Genomic DNA, 22,530 nt, shown 5'->3' on the forward strand with positions numbered 1-22,530 from the left:
GCTCGGTTGCAACGCTATGCACCACGCCTCCCTGTGGGAAACTGGGAACCATGACAGACGTTGCCACCAAGCCCTCGCAGGTCAAGCGCAAGCTGCCGACGACGTCGCGAGCTTCCGCCTCCCCCCCGAAAGTCAAAGGCTTGGTGCTCTCATCCTCTGGCGTCTTTGCGGCGGCGCGCGACAAGTTGAACAACTCCACGGCACCATCCCAGGGCGCTCGCAAGATCACGCCAGCTGATGTGGTCAAGGCTGCAAAACGCGCTGGGATCTTTACGGCCACTGGGAACCTGTCCCGCAAGTACAAGTGAGCGGCGGGTGCTGATGGACCGTCCATCACCCCTATAGAGAGCTGGGAAGCGGCCTGCTGCAACTAGCGGCCCTTGCGCTTGAAGCGCTCCGGCGGCACGGCACCCTTGCGCTTCACCTTCACCCAGTCGGCTGACCTCACGCCCGGTACGTAAAGGCTGTCGACTCGCTTGGCGACCAGGCCCTCCAGCTTCAGGCCGAGGACGGCCTCATTGAAGACGCGTTCGATGTCGACTTCGAAGTAGCCGACCGCCAGGACGTTGTCGGGACATGGGTCGAGCCGCTCGGCCAGGAGCGCCTTGCGCTGCAGGAGCGTCTGACCTGTGACATCTATGCCGTGATCGACCATCAGGTCGAAGATGGCGTAACCGACGGGGTCGCCGCCGTCGACCCAGCGTCTGCGCTGCGCCCGGGTCTGGAGTCGGTCGAAGTCGCTGCGCCCGAGGTCATCGAAAACGCAAACCTCCCCGTCGGTGATGTAGGGACCACCCGGGACGCGGGCCAGACTTTTGCTTACCTCTGGGAACCACCGGGTCGCATCGGCGCCCCCGCAGCGACGTCTTCTTTGGAGGGCGCCAGGGGCATCCCCCGGGGGGACCTCAGTGCCTCCCGGGGAGGGCTAGAAAGGCGCCAGGGGGAGGCCCAAAGGGCCCCCGGTCTCCCCGATTTTTTGCATTTTCCACCAGATCACCAGTGCTCGGGCTTGCGGATCGGCTTCTTCTTCGTCGGCACGCGCGGCGGCAGCTGCGCAGCCTCGAGCTCGCCGTCGAGCAGGTACCGACGCGTCCAGTGCGCATGCTTCGAGAGCGAGGCGCTGACGCCGCGGGGCGCGCCCTTCGCAGGATCTGGCGGCGGTACCGGGGTGACGACGCCAATCAGTAAATCTGGGAAGTCCTCCCGCAGGGCCTTGAGCACTGGCTCGGCGTCCGAGTCGTTCGAGCAGAGCACGACATGGTCATAGAGGCCTTTGGCGGCATCGCGGTACATCGCCATGGCCAAGTTCACGTCGGTCTGCTTCTCTTCGATCTTCCAGACCCGGACCCGATCGTTTCGGTTGTAGGGCACGCCAGGCCGAACGGCCGGCAACAGTGCGCCTGTCCTGTCCATGCTGTGGGTGCCAAGGGTGATGGCGAAGCGATCGGGATAGAGCGTCTCCAGAGCCCGGTGGTAGCTCTGCTGCGCGGTGATCGATGCCTCCCCGTGTGACGCGAAGCGGGCGAGGGCGTGAGCGCTGAAGAACTTGACCATCTGGACGGGCGGCACGCCGTCTTGGATCCTCAGGAGGTCTTCGAACAGCCGCACCAGGTCCAGCCACTTGTACGCGGTCCCTCGCAGCCGGCCGTAATAGAGGTTGTAGCCATCGATGTAGACGGCTGTTTTCTTGGTCTCCACGGCGGTCCTGGAAAGCGAGCGGGCATGAAAAAACCGCCCTGGGGCGGTCTTTTCGTCCAAAGCCGGGAGCCAACTTAATGACGCGGCAGAGGAGGAGTGGTGACGCATATGGTACCTGAAAACCAGGTACCGAGCAACCGACCGGAGTGAGGCTGGCTGCTTCCCGGCTCTATCCGATAGGGGGTGATGGACGGTCCATCACCTTCCTCGATCACTTGACGAACATAGCCGTACTACCGTACATTTGTACGTAAGTCCGGTATTTCACCGGATACCCGGGGATTTACCATGGCAAAAGCCGAACGACTTGAACTGCGACTCGACGACGAACTCGTCGATCGCATCGACACCTGGATGAATGAGACGGGGCAAGCCAGCTCCCGCTCCGACGCTGTTCGCCAGCTAGTAGACATCGGGCTCGGCACGGTGACGGGCAAGAGCATTCAGCTCACGGACGGCGACAAGCTGAACTTCATGATGCTGCGAGACATCATGAAGCACCTGAAGATCAAGGACGCCGAAACGGATGTCGATTTGGTCGCCGAGACCATCTACGGCGGTCACTACTGGGCTCCGACGTGGGAGATGCAGGGTCTCTTCCATAAGCACGCAGACCGCCCCGCAGACGTCAATCTGGTGGTCGACACGCTGGAAATGTGGGACTTCATCGAAGGATGCATCGAGAAGCTGAAGCCCGAAGAGAGCGAGCGCCTGAAGGAGGCGAACCATGGCTACCTGCCCAAGTTCGCGGGCTTCGACGGCAACAACGAGAGCTCGTTGATGAGCATCGCCCGCTTCATTGTCGAGAAGATGGATCGCTTCTCCCGCTTCAAGAAGCGCGACTTCAACTCGCACGCCCCGACCGCGGCGCGCTATCGCCGCATGACCACGGCGTTCGAGCCGATCCGGGCGACCCTGGGCCTCGGCCGCGACCTCGGTGTTGACCAGATCATCGAGTTGCTCAAGGTCGAGCGCTGATTAGGTGTTGAGTTGCAATAGGTTGTTCCCGGCGAGCCGGGATGCTGGCGGCTGGTAGCCCAGGGCCGAGTGAGGCCGGCGGGCGTTGTAGTAGGCCAAGAACGTGGGTAACCAGGTGGTTCGCTCTTCGCTGTGGGCCCAGATGCGTCCATAGGCCCATTCGCGTAGGCAAGTTTGGATGAAGCGTTCTGCCTTGCCGTTGGTCTGCGGTCGATAGTGGCGGGTGAACGTGTGCTTGATGCCCAAGGCTTGGCAGGTGCGCGCGAACAGCTGCGATCGATAGGCTGGGCCGTTGTCGGTGATCAAGCGCTTGATTGTCACGCCCAAGGCCTTGTAGTGCGCCACGGTGGCCTCCAGGAAGGCCCGAGGGCCTCTTCTCGTCCGGGTGCATCTGCACGAATCCCACGCGCGAGTGGTCGTCGATGGCCACGTGCGCCACCTCCCAGCCGACCCCGCGGGTGTGGTCGCGAGGATCTCCCGTGACGCGATGGCCTGGCGCGGCGATACGCCCGAGCTTTTTCATGTCCATGTGCAGCAGATCGCCAGGCGCCTCGTGTTCGTAGCGCACCACGGGCTCCTTGGGGTCGAGCGCCTTGAGGCTCGACAGGCCCAGTTGTGCGAGCACACGGCTGATGGTGGCGACGCTGCGGCCCACGACCTGGGCGATGCGGCGCATGGGCATGCGTTTACGCCGCAGCCGTTCGATACGTTGAGCCAACTCGGCATCGACAGTGCTGCGCGTGCGCACAGGCCGGGAAGTCCGATCGATCAAACCCTCGAACCCGAGCAGTTCAAAGCGATTGCACCACTTGTTGGCTGTTCGGCGGCTGATGCCTGCGGCCTCGGCCGCAGGCATCAGCCCCATGACCGCTATGCGTTCAATCAGCAGCTTTCGCCCTTCGAAGGTGAGTCTGGCATTCTTATGGCTGTTCATCCGGCGGGATTCCTCTGTGATCCTGAAGCGTGGTAACTCCAGTTTCCCAGACCTGTCCGGGTGAACAACCTATTGAAACATCACAATTAGGGCCACCGAGCAAGCCCGCCCACGTGCGGGCCTGCATCGGTATTGACGTCTGCACCCTAACCAGTACCTCTCGAACATTCCGGACTGGGTTTGCATACAGCCAACTGCTATCATGTAAACAACGACTGAGCGCATACGCATTGGAGTCGCCCGTCCATGTGGAGGCGGTGCTGCCGATAAAGCTCAGAAGTCGAGCCCTCTGCAAGGAGGGCTTTGGCGGTGGAGGGGTTGGGTGCGCCTAAGTCCCTCCCATCAGCCAAGTTCCTCTGCTGACATTTGCTAATTCGGATCGCACAAGCTGCTGAGCTTGTCGCCCCAAACTCCGCGCCGACTCGGCGCTTCATACACCGACCCCTGCGATATAGCTTCAACATGGGAGGTTGATCTGCCCTAGACGGCGGCCTTTGATGCTTAAGCCTCGCTCGCCCTGAATGCTCTGGCCCGCCATGTGCGGGCCTTTTCATTTCTGATTTCATGCTTGTCCGCAACGACAAGCCCCAGCCGGTTGACTCGCAAGAGCAGCCGGCTTTTTTTTGCCCGGAAGGGCTTCTAACCCTCGACACACCATGCGCAAGCTTCAAAAGCTGCTGGAGTGGATCTTCGTGATGATCGACCTCTACGGTCTGATCGACATTCCTCGCGGTGCCGGCTGAACATCACGCCCACCTGGTCGCGTTTGAGGCCGACAGCATCGCGCACGTAGGCCAGATCGACGGTGGCCCCTTGGGCTGCGTTGACGGTGGTCGCGTAGCCTTCCTCGAACACGCCGACTTCCAGCCCGCGCTTCGCCGCCACTTGTCGCGCCGCCGCGTGGATCGGCCGGCAGTCGCCGAACAGCAGCAGCACATCGATGTCCAGCCGCTCGAGCAGGGCTTCGAGCCAGGCCGGCCATTCGGCCATCGTGCCCTTGAACGAGAAGGCGGGCCGCCGGTAGAACAGGCAGTCCCCGGCATTGAAATTGACCTTGAACACGGTGGCCCCCGCCAATTCGAGGTCGTGTGCGAGACGGCTGAAAAAAGGCCCTACCGGGCCTTGCAACAAGAGGACGCCTTTTCCTCGGAAGGCGTGGATGCCGCGTTCGATCATGAGGGCCGCGAGGCTAATGCCGAACCGGCCCCGAACAGCCGGGCTCCCTGCGAGGCAGCCCGTTCCGGCTGCCAAGATAGAAACGCCCTACAGATGGAAGCGAAAGGCCGCGCTCAGCGCTGCTCCACAGCCTCGAAGCCCGCCCCCCGCAAGGCCTCCAGCACCGCCGCCAGGTGTTCCCGCCCGCGCGTCTGCAGGACGAGCTCCACATCCACGTTCTGCGCCGCCAGCATGGTGAAGGCGCGCTGGTGGTGCACCTCGTCGATGTTGGCGCCCGCTTCCGCCACGGTGGCCGTGATATGGGCCAGCGAGCCGGGCACGTCGCGTGCGCTCACCCGCACGCGGGCCAGCCGGCCGGCGCGCACCATGCCGCGCTCGATGATCGCCGCCAGCAGCAGCGGATCGATGTTGCCGCCCGACAGCACGAGCCCGACGCGCTGGCCCCGGAACTGCTCGGGATGCCGGATCAGCGCCGCGAGCCCGGCCGCGCCCGCGCCTTCGACCAGGGTCTTCTCGATCTCGAGCAGCATCAGCACCGCCTGCTCGATGTCGCCTTCGTCCACCAGCAGCAGGTCGTCGACTTCGCGGGCGATGATCTCGCGGGTCAGCACGCCCGGCGTGCCGACGGCGATGCCTTCGGCGATCGTGCTCGTGCCCTGGGGATGGTGGGTGCCCTGCACCGCGTTCACCATGGCCGGAAAACGCGAGGTCTGGACTCCGACGATGCGAATGTCCGGCTTGCGCGCCTTGGCGGCGATCGCCATGCCGGCGATCAGCCCGCCGCCGCCGACCGACACCACCAGCACGTCGAGGTCGGGCACCGCATCCAGCATCTCGAGCGCCACCGTGCCCTGCCCGGCGATGATCGCCTCGTCATCGTAAGGGTGAACGAAGGCCAGCCCCTCTCGTTCCGCCAGCGCCAGGGCATGCGCGCGGGCGGCATCGAGGGTGTCGCCGTGGAGCACCACTTCGGCGCCGAAGCCGCGCGTGCGTTCGATCTTCACGCCCGGCGTGAAGCGCGGCATGACGATCGTCGCCCGCAGCCCCAGGCGCTGGGCGTGGTAGGCGACGCCCTGGGCGTGGTTGCCGGCCGACATGGCGATCACGCCATGGGCGCCGCCCTCGGAAAGATCGACGAGTTTGTTACATGCGCCGCGTTCCTTGAACGAGGCGGTGAACTGCAGGTTCTCGAACTTGAGGAAAACCTGGGCGCCGACGATCTCGGACAGAGTGCGCGATTCGACGCAGGGGGTGTCCAGCAGTTGCCCGCGGAGGCGCTCGGCAGCGCGTTCGATAGCTTCGATTCCAATCATCGGCGGGATTGTGGACGGATTTGCAACATCCAGGTATTTCGTGTCCGCAGGCTTCCCGAAGCCAAAACTCTGCGTTATGGTCGCTTCCAGTTTCACCTTCTCATACCTGGGGGTTGTCCGATGGTCAAGCGTTCCGGTGTCGATGCAATGGCTGCGGCTTCCCGCGGCCATGCACTGCCATCGCCCGGACTCAAGGAAGCGCCGGTGCTCGAGCTCATGTGTTCGCACTTCGTGCTGACGCTGGCGGCCAAGCAGGGCCCGCGCTTCAACGTGCGCCGCGACCTCAACGGACTGCTGTCGCTGACCGGGCGCCACCTGGTCTGGCCGCTGCCGGTATTGCAACGGTTGCGCGAGTTTCTTGCCCGGCGTTGTCTCGGCAACGAGGTCTGGAAGGGCGTCGAGGACTTCGATGGCCGCACGCTGCTCGATCGCCACGGCATCTGGCGCGGCCCCTACGAGGAAGGCACGCTGTTCTTCTACCTGGATGAATACGCCAAGGACCAGCCCAAGGACCTGCTGTCGGTGCTGTCCGTCACGCGCGACTGGCTCACCCATGCGCTGCGCAAGCAGTCGACCCTGGTCGAGAAGAACATCGAAGCGCTGGCCGGCCTGCTGCAGCTCAACAAGGCCGAGCGCGCGCTGCTGCTCTACGGCACGCTGGCACGCTACCAGCGCGACCTGCGCTCGCTGCTGGTGGAGTTCAAGGTCAACAACGCGCCCGAGGCCTATGCCGCGATCGCCGAGGTGGCCGGCGTCAACGCCAGCGAGGTCGGCGAGGCGCTGCGTGCCGGCTCGCGCCTCGAGCGCATCGGGCTGGTCGAGAACCTGATCTCCGAGCACAACATCACCGACCTGGCCGACCTCATGAAGGTCAGCGAGAAGCTGCCGCCGGTGCTGATGCGCGAGTACCGCGACCGCAACGAATTGATGGCCGTCTTCACGCGGCCGTCCGCCAAGAGCAACCTGTCGGTGCAGGACTTCTCCTTTGTCGAGGACGATGCCCAGATGCTGGTGACGCTGCTGCGTGCGGCGGTGGCGCGCAAGGAGCCGGGCGTCAACGTGCTGCTCTACGGCCCGCCCGGCACCGGCAAGACCGAACTCGCCAAGGTGGTGGCGCAGGCCGCGGGCCTGGAATTGTTCGAGGTCGAATATGCCGACCGCGACGGCAACTCGCTGTCGGGCCGCGACCGCTATCGTTCGCTGCAGATCGCCCAGGTGTTCCTGAAGGGCAGCGAGCAGTCGGCGCTGCTGTTCGATGAGGTCGAGGACGTGTTCCCGCCGATCAGCACCGAGGCGGCCCAGTTGATGGCACGCGCCGAGCAGATTCCGTCGCCCGCCAGCGGCAGCGTGAGCGGCAAGGCCTGGGTCAACCAGATTCTCGAATCGAACGCGGTGCCGACCTTGTGGGTCACCAATCGCATCGAGCAGATCGACCCGGCGTTCCGGCGCCGCTTCGCCTATCACCTCGAACTCAAGTCGCCGCCTCCCGGTGCGCGCGAGCAGCTGGTGCGCAAGACGCTCGAAGGCGTTTCGGTGTCGGAGGCCTTCACCGCCAAGCTGGCCGGGCGCAAGGGCCTGACGCCGGCGCAGATCCGCACCGCGGTGCGCTTCGCCGAGCTGGCCATGACCGAGGGCGGCTCGGTCGAGAGCCTGATCGAGCGGCAGCTCAAGAACGCCGATCTCGCGCTCGGCACGCCCGACGGCCCGGGCGCACGCCGCAGCGTCACGACCTACGACCTCGACATGCTCAATGTCGAGACCCGATTCGAGATCCCGCGCATCGTCGAGGCGCTGAAGGCGCGCGGCCACGGCACCCTGTGTTTCTACGGCGCACCGGGCACCGGCAAGACCGCGCTGGCCGAGCACATCGCCAAGGCCATCGGCCGACCGCTGATCGTCAAGCAGGCGAGCGACCTGATGAGCAAGTACGTCGGCGAGACCGAGCAGAACATGGCGGCCATGTTCAAGGAGGCCGAGGCCGAGAAGGCGGTGCTGCTGCTCGACGAGGCCGACAGCTTCCTGCAGGATCGCCGCGGCGCCCAGCGCACCTACGAGGTGACCGAAGTCAACGAGATGCTGCAAGGCATGGAGCGTTTCGACGGCATCTTCGTGTGCACCACCAACCTGCTCGACCGGCTCGACCAGGCGGCGCTGCGCCGCTTCACCTTCAAGATCAAGTTCATGCCGCTGACCGCGCAGCAGCGCGAGCGGATGTTCGTCACAGAGGCGCTGGCCGGCGATGCCGGCTTGCTGACCCCCGAGATCACGCAGCGCCTGGTACGGCTGCCGCAGTTGTGTCCGGGGGACTTCGCTGCCGTCAAGCGCCAGACCGACATCCTGGCGGTCGAGTTCTCGGCCGCCGAGTTTCTCGATCAGCTCGAAGCAGAGCACCGGATCAAGCCCGAAGTGCGCGAATCGCGCGGCATCGGCTTCGTCCAGTAACAACCCACACAAGAAGAGCGCGGCTGGCCGCGCGCGAGGGAGAGCGTTCGATGAGGAGTGTCCGGCAGAAGGGCGCGGCGCGGTGCGCCCTGGGCTTTGCGGCTGCGGCGGCGCTGTGCGTGCTGGCCGCGTGCGGCGGGGGTGGTGGCGGCGGCGGTGGTGCGGCATTGCCGCTGGGCGCGGTGCCGGCGCTGCCCGCGGCGCCTGGGGGCGAGCCGATCGGCTCGTCTGCCAGCCTTGCCGGCCGATGCGCTTCGCCGCGCCTGGGCGTCGATCCGGACACCGGGGCCGCGTTCCCCGACCAGGTCGGCTCGGTGGCAGCGGAGAAGAACTGGGTCCGGGCCTGGATCGACGAGTCCTACCTCTGGTACTCCGAAGTGCCGGTGCTGTCGGCTGCCGACTACGCCACCCCGATCGCGTACTTCGACGTGCTCAAGACACCGAAGCTGACCGCGTCGGGCCGGCCCAAGGACCGCTTTCACTTCGCCGCCGATACCTCGGCCTACCGCGAGCAGTCGCAGGCCGGCACCCAGGTCGGCTACGGTGTCGAATTCGCCTTCCTGAGCGCTGCGCCGCCGCGCGATATTCGCGTCGCCTACACCGAGCCGGGCTCGCCGGCCGCGCAAGCCGCGCTCGATCGCGGGCTGAAGCTGATCGGGATCGACGGCATCGATGTCGTGGCCGGCACCGAGGTCGCCGCACTCAATGCCGCCCTGGCGCCGACGCGGGCCGGGCAGACGCACAGCTTCAGGCTGCAGTCCGGCGACGGCAGCGTGCGCGCCGTCACCCTGAGCTCGACCCAGGTCGCGCGCATGCCGGTGCAGAACGTGAAGACCATCGCCACGGCCACCGGTGCCGTCGGCTACCTCTTGTTCAACGACCATGTGGGCGCGGCGGAAGGGCCATTGATCGCGGCGGTCAATGCGCTCAAGGCGGCGTCCGTCAGCGACCTCGTGATCGACATGCGCTACAACGGCGGCGGCCTGCTCGAAGTGGCGAGCGAGCTGGCCTTCATGGTCGCCACGCCCGAGGCCACGAACGGCACCGTGTTCGAGCGGTTGAAGTTCAACGACAGGAACCCGTTCGGCCTCAGGAACAACGAGATGAACCTGCCCTTCTACGGGACCACGCGCGGCTACACCACGACCGCAGGGGACCCGCTGCCCCAGCTGGGCCTGTCGCGCGTCACGGTGCTGGCCGGGCCGGACACCTGCTCGGCCAGCGAATCGGTCGTCAACGGACTGCGCGGCGTCGGCATCACCGTGAACCTGGTCGGCGCCGGCACCTGCGGCAAGCCCTACGGATTCTTTCCGCAGGACAACTGCGGAACGACCTATTTCGCGATCCAGTTCCAGGGCGTGAACCAGCTGGGCTTCGGCGACTACGGCGATGGCTTCGCGCCGACCTGCGCGGTGGCCGATGACTTCGATCATGCGCTGGGCGATCCGGCCGAGGCCCGGCTGGCTGCGGCGCTGGCGCTGCGCAGCACCGGCGCCTGCCCGGCGGCCCCGGTGAGCAAGTCGGCACAGGCGCTCGGCAAGGCCGAGGCCGCCGGCATCGGCTACCTGCTGCGTCCGCCGGCGCGGGAGAGCCGCATCCTCGCCCGCCCCTAGTGCGGTTCGGTGCGGTCCGGCGGCGAGGCGCTGCGGGGCCGCTAGAACGCGCTGCAGACGCGCAGCACGTCGTCGCCGTAGGCGTCGAGCTTCTTGCTGCCGATGCCGCTGATGCCCTGCAGGTCTTCGAGCGTCGCCGGGCCGCGCTCGGCGATCGCGGCCAGCGTGGCGTCGTGGAAGATCACGTAGGCCGGCAGGTTGTGCTCGCGCGCGACTTCGGCGCGCCAGGCCTTGAGCGCCGTGAAGCGGGCCTGGCCGACGGCGTCGAGCGCCGCAGCGGCCGGCGAGGGTGCGCCGCGTGCGGTCTTCTCGCGGCGTGACTTGCGATCGGCCGGGGAAGAGACCGACTCGCGCAGCATCACCTGCACCTCGCCCTTGAGCACCGCGCGCGAGCCGTCGGTGAGCTGCAGCGTGTTGTACGCCTGGGCGTCGACCGCCAGCGCGCCGATGGCGATCAACTGGCGCAGCACGCCGCGCAGCTGCGCCTCGCTGAAGTCCGCGCCGATGCCGAAGGTGCTGAGCGAGGCATGGCCGAACTGCGTGACCTTCTCGGTCGTCTTGCCGCGCAGGATGTCCATGATGTGGCCGGCGCCGAAGCTGATGCCGCTCAGCTGCTGCACGCGGTAGATGGTGGAGAGCAGCTTGCGCGCGGCGTCGGTGCCGTCCCATACCTGCGGCGGCGTGATGCAGTTGTCGCAGTTGCCGCAGGCCGAGCTCTGCTCGCCGAAGTAGCCCAGCAGCCGCACGCGCCGGCAATCGCTGGCCTCGGCCAGCGACAGCAGGGCGTCGAGCTTGCCGCGCATCACCTGCTTGAACTCCTCGCCGGCGGGGCTTTCGTCGATCATGCGGCGCTGGTTGACGACGTCCTGCAGGCCGTAGGCCATCCAGGCGTCGGCCGCTGCGCCGTCGCGGCCGGCGCGGCCGGTTTCCTGGTAGTAGCCCTCGATGTTCTTCGGCATGTCGAGGTGGGCGACGAAGCGCACGTCGGGCTTGTCGATGCCCATGCCGAAGGCGATGGTGGCGACCATCACGATGCCTTCGTCGCGCAGGAAGCGGTCCTGGTGCTTCTGGCGCACCGCGGCATCGAGGCCCGCGTGATAGGGCAGGGCGTTGATGCCGGCGTCGCGCAGCGTCTGCGCCACGTCCTCGACCCGCTTGCGCGACTGGCAATAGACCACGCCCGCATCGCCCTCGTGCTCGCGCTCGATGAAGCGCAGCAGCTGCGTGGTGGCTTCCTTCTTCTCGACGATGGTGTAGCGGATGTTCGGCCGGTCGAAGCTGGAGACGAACTGGCGCGCCTCCTCGAGCTGCAGGCGCTCGACGATGTCGGCCCGCGTGAGGGCATCGGCCGTGGCGGTGAGTGCGATGCGCGGCACGCCGGCATAGCGCTCGTGCAGCACCGTGAGCGCGCGGTATTCGGGGCGGAAGTCGTGGCCCCACTGGCTCACGCAATGGGCCTCGTCGATCGCGAACAGCGCCAGCTTGCCGCGCTCCCTGAGCGAATCGAGCTGCGACAGGAAGCGCGGCGTGTTGACGCGCTCGGGCGCCGCATACAGCAGCGTGATCTCGCCGCGCAGCATGCGGCGCTCGACCTCCTGGGTCTGCTCCCAGTCGAGCGTCGAATTGAGGAAGGCGGCGTCGACGCCGGCCTCGTGCAGGGCGCCGACCTGGTCGTGCATCAGCGCGATCAGCGGCGACACCACCACCGTCACGCCATGGCCGGCGCGCTGGCGGGCGATGGCGGGGATCTGGTAGCACAGCGACTTGCCGCCGCCGGTGGGCATCAGCACCAGCGCATCGCCGCCGGCCACGACGTGATCGACGATCGCCTGCTGGGGACCGCGGAACTGCGGGTAGCCGAAGATCTCGTGAAGGATCTGCGCCGGCGCAGTGGCGAGGGATTCGGAGGGCTGGGCTGACAAGGGAATTGCTCTGGTTTTGGGAATGCGCCGCAGCCCGCCATCGGTCCAGCCGCCGCCGTTCTGCCGGGACGCAGCGCGCACCTCCCGTGCGCGCGACGGCCATTGTCTCCGAAGGCGGCGGCGCGGGCTGGCACAGCGCTTGCAACTCATACGTTTCGTTGCGAGATTCCCTGTATAGACATCTTTTTGGTGCAGAAAACCCCTTGGCGCGCATCGGCGCAGGGCGAGAAGCACTTGATCCGGGACCGTGTTCCGGGTTAACCTGTATATACAGGACTAACGCTGCGATTGAAACTCGGCGCCGTGCTGGATCCCGCACTTCACGCGGACTGGCGAGCCGAGAACTTCTTTGAAACGCAACAGGAGAACCTTGATGGTCAAGACGGTAGCAAGAATCGCCTCGCTGGCAGTCGCAGGCGCGTGCATCGCGGCGAGCGCCCACGCCCAGGAAACCAAGATCACCCTCGGCATGTCCGGCTGGACGGGCTTCGCGCCGCTGACGCTGGCCGACAAGGCCGGCATCTTCAAGAAGAACGGCCTCGAGGTCGACCTGCGCATGATCCCGCAGAAGGACCGCCACCTGGCGCTGGCCTCGGGCGCGATCCAGTGCGCGGCCACCACGGTGGAGACCCATGTCGCCTGGAACGCCAACGGCGTGCCGATCGTGCAGATCTTCCAGATGGACAAGTCCTACGGCGCCGACGGCATCGCAGTGCGCAACGACATCAAGAACTTCGCCGACCTCAAGGGCAAGTCGATCGGCGTCAGCGCCCCGGGCACCGCGCCGTACTTCGGCCTGGCCTGGATGCTCAGCAAGAACGGCATGGGCATGAAGGACGTCAAGCTGGTCTCGCTCGAGCCGCAGCCCGCCGCACAGGCCTTCGTGGCCGGCCAGAACGACGCCGCCATGACCTACGAACCCTATCTGTCGACCGTGCGCGCCAACCCTGCCGCCGGCAAGATCCTCGCCACCACGCTCGACTACCCGATGGTGATGGACACCGTGGGCTGCGCGCCGACCTGGCTCAAGGCCAACGCCAAGGCCGCCCAGGCGCTGACCAATTCGTACTTCGAGGCGCTCGAGATGATCAAGGCCGACCCGGCCAAGGCGAACGAGATCATGGGCGCGGCGGTCAAGCAGACCGGCGAGCAGTTCGCCAAGTCGTCGTCCAACCTGCGCTGGTCGGACAAGGCGGCCAACCAGAAGTTCTTCGCCAACGACCTCGTGCCCTTCATGAAGGACGCGCAGGTGATCCTGCTGGAGTCGGGCGTGATCCGCAAGGCGCCGGACGACCTGAACGCGACCTTCGACACCAGCTTCATCAAGTAAGCAGAGCGAGATCACCATGAGCGCGACGCCTGTCATGACCTCATCCAAGCCGGTGCAAGCAGCGGTGCCGGCCGCATCGACGGCGCCGCGGCGGCGCCGTGCGCTGGCGCCGCTGGAGCCCGTCGGCGCGCGGGCGCGCTGGCTGCTCGGCGTCGGTTTCTTCGTGCTGTTCGTCGCGGTCTGGGCCTTCTTCACGCTCGGCGGCTTCGTGTCGCCGACCTTCCTGGCCAGCCCGGTCACGATGGTCAAGGAAGCGGTGCTGCTCTTCACCGAGTACAACTTCAGCCACGACATCGGCATGACCGTCTGGCGGGTGTTCGGCGGCTTCGTGCTGGCCACCGTGGTGGCGGTGCCGCTGGGCATCGCGATGGGCACCTGGAAGGGCGTCGAGGCCTTCTTCGAGCCCTTCGTCTCGTTCTGCCGCTACCTGCCGGCCTCGGCCTTCATTCCGCTGCTGATCCTGTGGGCCGGCATCGGCGAGACGCAGAAGCTGCTGGTGATCTTCATCGGCTCGGTGTTCCAGATCACGCTGATGGTGGCGGTCACGGTGGGCAGCGCGCGGCGCGACCTGGTCGAGGCCGCCTACACGCTGGGGGCCAACAGCCGCGGCATCGTGCTGCGGGTGCTGATCCCGGGCGCCGCCCCGGGCATCGCCGAGACTCTGCGCCTGGTGCTGGGCTGGGCCTGGACCTATGTGATCGTGGCCGAGCTGATCGGCTCGTCGTCGGGCATCGGCCACATGATCACCGACAGCCAGGCGCTGCTCAATACCGGCCAGATCATCTTCGGCATCATCGTCATCGGCATCATCGGGCTGATCTCCGACTTTGCCTTCAAGGCGCTCAACCGCCGACTCTTCGCCTGGAGCACGATCTGATGAACCAGCTTTCCATTCGCGGCGTCTCGCGCACCTTCACCGGCACCCGCGGCCAGACCACGCAGGCGCTGCTGCCGATCGACTTCGAGGTGCGCGAGAACGACTTCGTCACCATCCTCGGCCCCTCGGGCTGCGGCAAGTCGACCTTGCTGCGCATCGTCGCCGGCCTCGACTACCCGACCGAAGGCCGCGTGCTGCTCGACGGCCAGACCGTCGAGGGCCCGGGCGCGGACCGCGGCGTGGTGTTCCAGAGCTACACGCTGTTCCCCTGGCTCACGATCGCGCAGAACATCCGCTTCGGCCTGCGCGAGCGCGGCATGAGCGAGGCCGACCAGAAGGAGCGCAGCGATTTCTTCATCGCCAAGGTCGGCCTGCGCGGCTTCGAGAACCATTTCCCCAAGCAGCTGTCGGGCGGCATGCAGCAGCGCACCGCGATTGCGCGCGCCCTGGCCAACGACCCCAAGATGCTGCTGCTCGACGAGCCCTTCGGCGCGCTCGACAACCAGACCCGCGTGCTGATGCAGGAGCTTCTGCTCGGCATCTGGGAGTCGGCCCGCAAGACGGTGCTGTTCGTCACGCACGACATCGACGAGGCGATCTTCATGGCCAACCGCGTGGCGGTGTTCAGCGCCCGGCCGGGCCGCATCAAGACCGAGATCCCGGTCGACTTCGGCCATCCGCGCCACTACACGATCAAGACCTCGCCCGAGTTCATGGACATCAAGGCGCGCCTCACGGAAGAGATCCGCGCCGAATCCATGGCCGCCGCCGAACACTGACCCGCACACCCGAAAGACCGCATGACCGCCGCCTCCCTTCGCAAAGCCTCCGACGTCCGCCCGCCCGTCTTCAAGACGGCGGCGCCGGCGGGCGGCGCTCCGGCGCTGGCGCTCTACGAGCAGGTCAAGGTCTTCATCACCCACAAGATCCAGGACGGCTCCTGGCCGGCCGGCCACAAGCTGCCGTCGGAGAGCGAACTGGTGGCGCAGTTCGGCGTGGCCCGCATGACGGTCAACCGCGCGCTGCGCGAACTGGTGGAGCAGGGACGCATCGTGCGCGCGGCCGGCGTCGGCAGCTTCGTCGCCGAGGACAAGCCGCAGTCGACGCTGCTGCAGATCGCCAACATCGCGAGCGAGATCCGCGCGCGCGGCCACGACTACCGCTGCGAGTTCCTGGTGGCCGAGCGGGTCGCGGCCTCGCCCGATGTCGCGGTGTGGCTCGACCTCCGGCCCGGCGAGTCGGTGTTCCACGCGGTCTGCCTGCACCTGGAGAACGAAGTCCCGGTGCAGCTCGAAGACCGCTACGTCAATCCACGCGTGGTGCCCGACTTCCTCGACCAGGATTTCTCCGTGCTGCCGCCCAGCGAGTACCTGGTGCGCAACGTTCCCTTCGACCAGATCGAGCACGTGGTCGACGCGGTGCTGCCCAGCGCCGAGCAGGCCGAGCGGCTCGACATGGCGGCGAGCGACCCCTGCCTGCTCCTGACCCGCCGCACCTGGACCCGCGGCGTGCCGGTGACCGTGGTGCGCTGCCTGCACCCCGCCTCGCGCTACCGACTGGGCAGCCGCTTCCGATCCGACGGCAACCCCACCTTTGGCTGAGCGCACGAGGCGCCCCCGATTTTCGACGGACCTACTTGTATAGACAGGATGACTGACATGAGCCACGCAACTTCCACCTCCGACGCACCCCTCGTGCTCACGCCGGGCGAGGTCGATCTCGCGGCGCTGCGCCGCGTGCACGCGGGCGGCGTGCAACTGGCGCTGGACCCCGCCTCGCGTGCCGGCCTGCTGGCCGCCCAGGCCACGGTGCGCCGCATCGTCGATGCCGGCGCGGTGGTCTACGGCATCAACACCGGCTTCGGCAAGCTGGCCCAGACCACGATCCCGGCCGAACGTCTGGCCGAACTGCAGCGCAACCTGGTGCTGTCGCACAGCGCCGGCACCGGCGAGCCGCTGCCAGCCGGCGTCGTGCGGCTGGTGCTGGCGACCAAGGCCGTGAGCCTGGCGCGCGGCCATTCCGGCGTGCGGCCCGAGCTGGTCGAAACGCTGCTGGCGCTGCACAACGCCGGGCTGCTGCCGCGCATTCCCTCCAAGGGCTCGGTCGGCGCCTCTGGCGACCTCGCGCCGCTCGCCCACCTGGCCTGCGTGCTGATCGGCGAGGGCGAGGTCACGGCGCCCGACGGCGAGGTCATCGGCGGCGCTGACGCGCTGCGCCGCATCGGCCTCGAGCCCTTCGTGCTCGGTCCCAAGGAAGGGCTGGCGCTGTTGAACGGCACGCAGGTGTCGACCGCGCTGGCGCTGGCCGGCCTGTTCGGCGCCGAGGACGTGTTCGCGGCCGGCCTCATGGCGGGTGCGCTGTCGCTCGAGGCGATCCAGGGCTCGATCAAGCCCTTCGATGCCCGCATCCACGCGGCGCGCGGCCAGCCGGGGCAGATCGCGGTGGCCGGTGCGGTGCGCGAGCTGCTGGAGGGCAGCGAGATCGTTCCCTCGCATGCCGACTGCGGCCGCGTGCAGGACCCGTACTCGATCCGCTGCGTGCCGCAGGTGATGGGCGCCTGCCTCGACAACCTCGCGCATGCCGCGCGCGTGCTGCGCATCGAGGCCAACGCGGCCTCCGACAACCCGCTGGTCTTCGACAACGGCGACGTCATTTCCGGCGGCAACTTCCACGCCGAGCCGGTGGCCTTCGCGGCCGACATCATCGCGCTGTCGATCAGCGAGATCGGCGCGATCTCCGAACGCCGCATGGCGCTGCTGCTCGACAGCGGCCTGTCGGGCCTGCCGCCCTTCCTGGTGCGCGACGGCGGCGTCAACTCCGGCTTCATGATCGCGCAGGTCACGGCCGCGGCGCTGGCGTCGGAGAACAAGTCGCTGGCCCATCCGGCCAGCGTCGACAGCCTGCCGACATCCGCCAACCAGGAGGACCATGTGTCGATGGCCACCTTCGCGGGCCGGCGCCTGGCCGAGATGGTCGAGAACACCGCGGTGGTCGTGGGCATCGAGGCGATGGCGGCCGCGCAAGGCATCGAACTCAAGCGCGGCCCGAAGAGCTCGAAAACCCTGGAAGCCGAATTCGCCGCCATCCGCGAGCGCGTTCCCTTCATCGATCAGGACATCTTCTTCGCACCGACCATCGAAGCCATGCGCACCTGGGCGCGCCAGAGCCGGTGGCCCGATGCCGTGCGATCCATCCTCCCCAGCCACGCCTGATTCAACGATCAAGTTCCGACATCGAAAGGACACTCGCCATGAACGCACCCGACAAATTCCTCGCCGCCAAGAACGACCCCCGCCATGACGCGAGCCGTGTGATCCGCTCGCCCCGCGGCAGCACGCTGACCTGCAAGAGCTGGCTCACCGAGGCGCCGTTCCGCATGCTGCAGAACAACCTCGATCCCGAGGTGGCGGAGCGCCCGCAGGATCTGGTGGTGTACGGCGGCATCGGCCGCGCGGCGCGCGACTGGGCCTGCTTCGACCAGATCCTCGCCTCGCTCAAGGAACTCGAAGACGACGAGACGCTGCTCATCCAGTCGGGCAAGCCCGTGGGTGTCTTCAAGACGCACGAGAACGCGCCGCGCGTGCTGCTCGCGAACTCGAACCTCGTGCCCAAGTGGGCCACCTGGGAGCACTTCAGCGAACTCGACCGCAAGGGCCTGATGATGTACGGCCAGATGACCGCGGGAAGCTGGATCTACATCGGCAGCCAGGGCATCGTGCAGGGCACCTTCGAGACCTTCGTCGAGGCCGGCCGCCAGCACTACGGCAACGACCTCGCGGGCAAGTGGATCCTGACCGCCGGCCTCGGCGGCATGGGCGGTGCACAGCCGCTCGCGGCCACGCTCGCGGGTGCGGTGTCGCTCAACATCGAATGCCAGCAGGCCAGCATCGACTTCCGCCTGCGCACGCGCTACCTCGACAAGCAGGCCAAGGACATCGACGACGCGATCGCGCTGATCAAGCAGCACACGGACGCCAAGGAAGCGGTGTCGATCGGCCTGCTGGGCAACGCGGCCGAGATCCTTCCCGAACTGGTGAAGCGCGCCAAGGCTGGCGGCATCAAGCCCGACCTCGTGACCGACCAGACCTCCGCGCACGACCTCGCCAGCGGCTACCTGCCGATCGGCTGGACGCTGGCGCAATGGGAAGCCGCGAAGGCCGACACGACGCAGCATCCGACATTGCGCCGCGCGGCGGCCAAGTCCTGCGCGGTGCACGTGCAGGCCATGCTCGACTTCCAGGCGATGGGCATCCCGACCGTCGACTACGGCAACAACATCCGCCAGGTCGCGTTCGACGAGGGCGTGAAGAACGCCTTCGACTTCCCCGGCTTCGTGCCGGCCTACATCCGCCCGCTGTTCTGCGAAGGCAAGGGCCCGTTCCGCTGGGTGGCGCTGTCGGGCGATCCGGAAGACATCTACAAGACCGACGCCAAGATCAAGGAGCTGTTCCCCGAGAACAAGCACACGCACCGCTGGCTCGACATGGCGCGCGAGCGCATCGCCTTCCAGGGCCTGCCGGCGCGCATCTGCTGGCTGGGCCTGGGCGAGCGCCACAAGGCCGGTCTGGCGTTCAACGAGATGGTGAAGAACGGCGAACTGAAGGGCCCGATCGTGATCGGCCGCGACCACCTGGACACCGGCTCGGTTGCCAGCCCCAACCGCGAGACCGAGTCGATGAAGGACGGCAGCGACGCCGTCTCCGACTGGCCGCTGCTCAACGCGCTGCTGAACACCGCGGGCGGCGCGACCTGGGTCAGCCTGCACCACGGCGGCGGCGTCGGCATGGGCTATTCGCAGCACTCCGGCGTGGTGATCGTCTGCGACGGCACCGATGCGGCAGCCAAGCGCGTCGAACGCGTGCTGTGGAACGATCCGGCCACCGGCGTGATGCGCCATGCCGATGCCGGCTACGACATCGCGGTGGCGACGGCGAAGAAGCAGGGCCTGAACCTGCCGATGATCAAGTAGGCCGCGCGAGGCGCCGGAAGTGACATTGCATCGCTTCGACATCGTCTCGCTGTCCGCCGCCCCGTGGAAGAACGGTGGCGGCGTGACGCGCGAGATCGTCTGCTCGCCGCCGGGCGCGGGCATGGACGGCTTCGACTGGCGCGTCAGCATCGCGACCATCGACAAGCCCGGGCCGTTCTCGGCCTTTGCCGGCGTGGACCGCGTGATCATGCTGCTGGACGGCGCCGGCGTCCGTCTTCGTTCGCAGGACGGGCGCATCGACCACCGGCTCGAAGTCCCGCATGCGCCCTTCGCCTTCGGCGGCGATGTGGCGCTGGATTGCGAACTGCTCGGCGGCCCGTCGACGGACTTCAATGTGATGTCGCGACACGGCCGCCTGCGCGCCGACCTGCGCGTGCTGCACGAGGGCGGGGACATCGCGCCGGTCGAGCGCGGCCTGCTGCTGGCACTGCACGGCCGCTGGCAATTGAACGGCATCGATTGCGCGCCGGCCACCGGCCTCTGGTGGGACGGCGAGACACGGGCATGGCAAGCGACCACCCTCGACACCGGCGCTGCCTTGGTCGCGGTGCGGCTCGAACCCTCGACAAACACAAGCTGCGGCGACTGAAGACCATGACTCATTCCGAACTCCCCTCCGCCGACGGTGTCTGGGAACACCTGCGCATCGCTCCCGGTGCCTTGGCCGACGATCGCGCGATCGATGCCGATGCGGCGATCGTCGTGGCCGATGGAAGGATTGCATGGATCGGCGCCGGCGTTGCCTTGCCGGGCGACTTCGCCGGGCTGCCGCGCTTCGACGGCGCGGATGCGCTCGCGACGCCGGGCCTCGTCGATTGCCACACGCACCTGGTCTACGGCGGCCAGCGCGCCAACGAGTTCGCGATGCGGCTGGCCGGCGCGACCTATGAAGAAGTCGCGAAAGCGGGCGGCGGCATCGTCTCGTCGGTGCGCGCCACGCGCGATGCGGACGAAGACACGCTCTACGCGCAAGCCGCTCGGCGCCTCGAACAGCTGCTGGCCGACGGCGTGTGCGCCATCGAGATCAAGTCCGGCTACGGCCTCGCGCTCGAACACGAGCGCAAGCAGTTGCGCGTGGCGCGGCGGCTGGGCGAGACGCATGGCGTCACGGTGCGCACCACCTTCCTCGGCGCGCACGCCCTGCCGCCCGAATACGCGGGCCGCAGCGGCGACTACATCGACCTCGTCTGCAACGAGATGCTGCCCGCGCTGGCCGCCGAAAGGCTGGTCGATGCGGTCGACGTGTTCTGCGAGCGCATCGCCTTCTCGCTGGCCGAGACCGAGCGCGTGTTCCAGGCCGCCGGGGCCCTCGGCCTGCCGGTGAAGCTCCACGCCGAGCAACTCTCGGACATGGGCGGCGCGGCGCTGGCGGCGCGCTACGGTGCGCTGTCCTGCGATCACATCGAGCACCTCTCGGCCGAAGGCATCGCCGCGATGCGCGAGGCCGGCACGGTGGCGGTGCTGCTGCCCGGCGCCTACTACACGCTGCGCGACACGCACCTGCCGCCGATCGAGGCGCTGCGCGCGGCGGGCGTGCCGATGGCCGTGTCCACCGACCACAACCCCGGCACCTCGCCCGCGCTGAGCCTGCTGCTGATGGTCAACATGGCCTGCACGCTGTTCCGCCTGACGGTGCCCGAGGCGCTGGCCGGCGTGACCCGCCATGCCGCACGTGCGCTGGACCTGCAGGACACGCACGGCACGCTGGCCGTCGGCCGGCCCGCTGACTTCGTGCTGTGGCAGCTTCGCGAGAGCGCCGAGCTGGCGTACTGGTTTGGCCAGCGGCCGGCGCGCACCATCGTCCGGCAGGGGCGCATCGCATCCATGTCCCAACCCTGAGCCGTGCGAACCATGCCATTGCCCGATACCCGTCAATCCCTTTTCGCTGCCGATGCCTTGCTGCCCGCAGGCTGGGCCCGCAACGTGCTGCTCGAGTGGAATGCTGCGGGCCAGCTGACCGCGGTGACGCCCGACAGCCAGCCAGCCGGCGACACGCCGCGCGCCGCCGGGCCCGTGCTGCCCGGCATGCCCAACCTGCATTCGCACGCCTTCCAGCGCGCCTTCGGCGGCCTGACCGAATTCCGCGGCGCGGCGCAGGACAGCTTCTGGAGCTGGCGCACGCTCATGTACCGCTTCGCCGCGAAGATCTCGCCCGAGCAGCTCGAAGCGATCGCGACCTGGCTCTACATCGAGATGCTCGAAGCCGGCTACACCTCGGTGTGCGAGTTCCACTACCTCCACCACGACGCCGACGGAACGCCCTATGCGGACGACGCGACGCTGGCGCTGGCCCTGCTGCGCGCCGCGCGGCGTGCCGGCATCGGCATCACGCTGCTGCCGGTGCTCTACCAGAGCAGCGGCTTCGGCGCGCTGCCGCCCGGCGAGGGCCAGCGGCGCTTCATCCGGTCGACCGATTCGATGCTGCGCCTGCTGGAGCGGCTGCATCCCTTGTGCAAGGCGCAGGGCGCGCGGCTCGGCCTGGCGCCGCATTCGCTGCGCGCGGTTCCGCCCGAGGGGCTGCGCGATGCGCTCGCGGGCCTGGACGCGATCGACGCGAGCGCGCCGATCCACATCCACATCGCCGAACAGACGGCCGAGGTCGATGCCTGTCTTGCATGGAGCGGCCAGCGCCCGGTCGCGTGGCTGCTCGACCATGCGGCGGTCGATGGGCGCTGGTGCCTGGTGCATGCCACGCACATGGATGCGGACGAATACCGGCGCGCCGCGGCCAGCGGCGCCATCGCCGGCCTGTGCCCGACGACCGAAGCCAACCTGGGCGACGGCATCTTCGATTTCAATGCCTGGCGCGCGGCAGGGGGCCGCTGGGGCATCGGCTCCGACAGCCATGCCTGCGTCAACGCGGCCGAGGAACTGCTGATGCTGGAGTACGGCCAGCGCCTGGTGACGCGGCAGCGCAACGTGGGGGCCGATGCGGCGCATCGCGAGGTCGCAACCGCGCTCATGCTGGGCGCGGTCGAGGGCGGCGCACGGGCCGCAGGCCGCACCATCGCCGGCCTCGCCGCAGGCCAGCAAGCCGATTTCGTCGTGCTCGATGCGGCGCACCTGGCGCTGCAGGGCCTGGCAGCGCCGGAGATGCTTTCGTCGCACGTGTTCGCGAGTCATCGCACTTCCGCCATCGATGGCGCATGGGTCGCGGGCCAGCCGCGCATCGCCGCTGCCCGCCACGCTTTGCACGACGAGGCCGCGGCCGCTTTCGTGGCGGCGCGCAGCCAACTTCTATCCAAGGATTGAGCCCC

Annotated in this window: 17 protein-coding genes and 2 pseudogenes; 13 read left to right on the top strand and 6 right to left on the bottom strand. The window is 67.6% G+C overall.

Annotation, left to right across the window (positions count from 1 at the left end; all coding sequences use genetic code 11):
- The first annotated feature begins 50 nt into the window (after nt 1–50).
- Nucleotides 51–308, top strand: a complete 258-nt coding sequence (locus QTI45_RS29310) for a hypothetical protein (RefSeq protein WP_286372161.1) — start codon at nt 51–53, stop codon at nt 306–308.
- Between the two features lie 62 nt (nt 309–370).
- Here the strand turns inward: QTI45_RS29310 and QTI45_RS29315 are convergent.
- Both QTI45_RS29315 and QTI45_RS29320 read right to left on the bottom strand, forming a co-directional pair.
- Nucleotides 371–835 (bottom strand): annotated as a pseudogene (locus QTI45_RS29315) (ATP-dependent DNA ligase); the annotation flags it as partial.
- Between the two features lie 158 nt (nt 836–993).
- Entirely contained in the window at nt 994–1,698 is a 705-nt protein-coding gene (locus tag QTI45_RS29320) for an NYN domain-containing protein (protein WP_286372160.1), read from the bottom strand.
- Between the two features lie 288 nt (nt 1,699–1,986).
- Here QTI45_RS29320 and QTI45_RS29325 point away from each other — a divergent pair, with 288 nt between their 5' ends.
- Complete coding sequence (locus tag QTI45_RS29325; protein WP_286372159.1) at nt 1,987–2,676, top strand: YfbU family protein; 690 nt, start codon at nt 1,987–1,989, stop codon at nt 2,674–2,676.
- Here QTI45_RS29325 and QTI45_RS29330 read toward each other — a convergent pair.
- The 3 genes and pseudogenes from QTI45_RS29330 to QTI45_RS29340 all read right to left on the bottom strand — a co-directional run bounded on the left by QTI45_RS29330 (nt 2,677) and on the right by QTI45_RS29340 (nt 6,270).
- Nucleotides 2,677–3,610 (bottom strand): annotated as a pseudogene (locus QTI45_RS29330) (IS481 family transposase).
- Between the two features lie 639 nt (nt 3,611–4,249).
- On the bottom strand, nt 4,250–4,786 hold the full coding sequence (locus QTI45_RS29335; RefSeq protein ID WP_286372158.1) for a capsular polysaccharide export protein, LipB/KpsS family: 537 nt from the start codon (nt 4,784–4,786) through the stop codon (nt 4,250–4,252).
- Nucleotides 4,787–4,899: 113 nt separating this feature from the next.
- Nucleotides 4,900–6,270, bottom strand: coding sequence for a threonine ammonia-lyase (locus QTI45_RS29340; RefSeq protein ID WP_444813192.1), 1,371 nt, complete (start codon nt 6,268–6,270; stop codon nt 4,900–4,902).
- Here QTI45_RS29340 and QTI45_RS29345 point away from each other — a divergent pair.
- A complete protein-coding gene (locus QTI45_RS29345; RefSeq protein ID WP_286372157.1) occupies nt 6,220–8,541 on the top strand; it encodes an ATP-binding protein in 2,322 nt (773 codons plus the stop codon). The two genes, QTI45_RS29340 and QTI45_RS29345, sit on opposite strands and share 51 nt — an antisense overlap.
- A gap of 50 nt (nt 8,542–8,591) precedes the next feature.
- Nucleotides 8,592–10,154 carry a S41 family peptidase gene (locus QTI45_RS29350; RefSeq protein WP_286372156.1) on the top strand — a complete coding sequence of 521 codons (1,563 nt, stop codon included), beginning with the start codon at nt 8,592–8,594 and terminating at the stop codon, nt 10,152–10,154.
- 41 nt (nt 10,155–10,195) lie between these two features.
- On the opposite strand, the gene recQ is transcribed toward QTI45_RS29350, so the two are convergent.
- On the bottom strand, nt 10,196–12,226 hold the full coding sequence (recQ, locus tag QTI45_RS29355; protein ID WP_444813321.1) for a DNA helicase RecQ: 2,031 nt from the start codon (nt 12,224–12,226) through the stop codon (nt 10,196–10,198).
- 223 nt (nt 12,227–12,449) lie between these two features.
- Between recQ and QTI45_RS29360 the strand changes: the two genes are divergently transcribed.
- The 9 genes from QTI45_RS29360 to QTI45_RS29400 are packed head-to-tail and all read left to right on the top strand — an operon-like array spanning nt 12,450 to nt 22,525.
- Entirely contained in the window at nt 12,450–13,406 is a 957-nt protein-coding gene (locus QTI45_RS29360) for an ABC transporter substrate-binding protein (protein WP_286372155.1), read from the top strand.
- Nucleotides 13,407–13,440: 34 nt separating this feature from the next.
- The gene (locus QTI45_RS29365) at nt 13,441–14,283 is read left to right on the top strand and encodes an ABC transporter permease (RefSeq protein ID WP_286372154.1); all 843 of its coding nucleotides are present in this window, start codon (nt 13,441–13,443) and stop codon (nt 14,281–14,283) included.
- Entirely contained in the window at nt 14,283–15,062 is a 780-nt protein-coding gene (locus tag QTI45_RS29370; protein ID WP_286372153.1) for an ABC transporter ATP-binding protein, read from the top strand. The genes QTI45_RS29365 and QTI45_RS29370 overlap by 1 nt, the downstream gene beginning before the upstream one ends.
- A gap of 21 nt (nt 15,063–15,083) precedes the next feature.
- Nucleotides 15,084–15,884 (top strand): histidine utilization transcriptional repressor HutC, encoded by an 801-nt coding sequence (gene hutC, locus QTI45_RS29375; RefSeq protein ID WP_286372152.1) that lies wholly within the window; start codon nt 15,084–15,086, stop codon nt 15,882–15,884.
- Nucleotides 15,885–15,941: 57 nt separating this feature from the next.
- Complete coding sequence (hutH, locus tag QTI45_RS29380) at nt 15,942–17,495, top strand: histidine ammonia-lyase (RefSeq protein ID WP_286372151.1); 1,554 nt, start codon at nt 15,942–15,944, stop codon at nt 17,493–17,495.
- Nucleotides 17,496–17,533: 38 nt separating this feature from the next.
- Nucleotides 17,534–19,252: a urocanate hydratase gene (gene hutU, locus QTI45_RS29385; protein ID WP_286372150.1), complete on the top strand. Its 1,719-nt coding sequence runs from the start codon at nt 17,534–17,536 to the stop codon at nt 19,250–19,252.
- A gap of 25 nt (nt 19,253–19,277) precedes the next feature.
- Nucleotides 19,278–19,862, top strand: coding sequence for a HutD/Ves family protein (locus tag QTI45_RS29390; RefSeq protein ID WP_286372345.1), 585 nt, complete (start codon nt 19,278–19,280; stop codon nt 19,860–19,862).
- A 5-nt stretch (nt 19,863–19,867) separates the two neighbouring features.
- The gene (hutI, locus tag QTI45_RS29395) at nt 19,868–21,112 is read left to right on the top strand and encodes an imidazolonepropionase (RefSeq protein ID WP_286656818.1); all 1,245 of its coding nucleotides are present in this window, start codon (nt 19,868–19,870) and stop codon (nt 21,110–21,112) included.
- A 12-nt stretch (nt 21,113–21,124) separates the two neighbouring features.
- Nucleotides 21,125–22,525, top strand: coding sequence for a formimidoylglutamate deiminase (locus QTI45_RS29400; protein WP_286372148.1), 1,401 nt, complete (start codon nt 21,125–21,127; stop codon nt 22,523–22,525).
- Nucleotides 22,526–22,530 lie beyond the last annotated feature (5 nt).

The sequence above is a fragment of the Variovorax saccharolyticus genome, assembly GCF_030316765.1.
GTDB lineage: Bacteria > Pseudomonadota > Gammaproteobacteria > Burkholderiales > Burkholderiaceae_C > Variovorax > Variovorax saccharolyticus.